We start from the raw sequence: 603 nt of genomic DNA, 5'->3' as shown, positions 1-603 counted from the left end.
ATAAACTTTCTGTTCTCCGATATTGAAAGTGCTGCTTCGGATAAAAGAGAAGAGAGACTGCCGCGCCTGATAAGGAAGCTCATCGATGGAGCATACCTCCTTCTCGCGATTTCCAGACTCGAGAAGGTCGGTAAGAACCTCTCATCGATGAGATTCGACGAGAGGTTCTTGCGAGCATGCCAGAATAAGGCATTAGTAGTCGATAGATTAATGGATCTTGCCGAGCTGATCGATCGGGAAATTGAGCGTTAGCCTTTCCTTTTGCGATTCTCCAATCGGTTTCATCAAGTGTAGTATAATCTTCTTGGAAGTCACTTTAAGTGAGGGATATGTTTTGTCTGATTCTCGTCAACGGGAATTCATTTCATTTTTATCGGCCGAAGATGTTATCGAAAAAGCCAATGAGAGTCTTGAGGGTAAGAACTGGAAACCGCTAGCTGAGACCTCAAACGCTGCATTGATTTCTTTGAAGACTCCACTGGTCGCAAGTTTCTTCAAGAAGTTCTTTGAGACCAAGTACGCTTTCATTTACAGAAGTGTAGAGGATGAATTGATCTCCTCGAGTTCAGAGAAACTCTCTGATCTTGTCGACACTCTGTTTCA

2 pseudogenes are annotated in these 603 nt (G+C 43.4%); both read left to right on the top strand.

Features of this window, described 5'->3' with window-relative positions:
* Positions 1 to 252 (top strand): annotated as a pseudogene (locus BG32_RS07660) (hypothetical protein); the annotation flags it as partial.
* An 82-nt stretch (positions 253 to 334) separates the two neighbouring features.
* Positions 335 to 603, top strand: a pseudogene (locus BG32_RS07655) (hypothetical protein); the annotation flags it as partial.

This window comes from Mesotoga sp. HF07.pep.5.2.highcov (assembly GCF_003666285.1).
In the GTDB taxonomy this organism is placed as follows: domain Bacteria; phylum Thermotogota; class Thermotogae; order Petrotogales; family Kosmotogaceae; genus Mesotoga; species Mesotoga prima.
The sequence above is the reverse complement of the archived record's forward strand: the minus strand, read 5'-3'. Positions and strand labels throughout refer to the sequence as shown.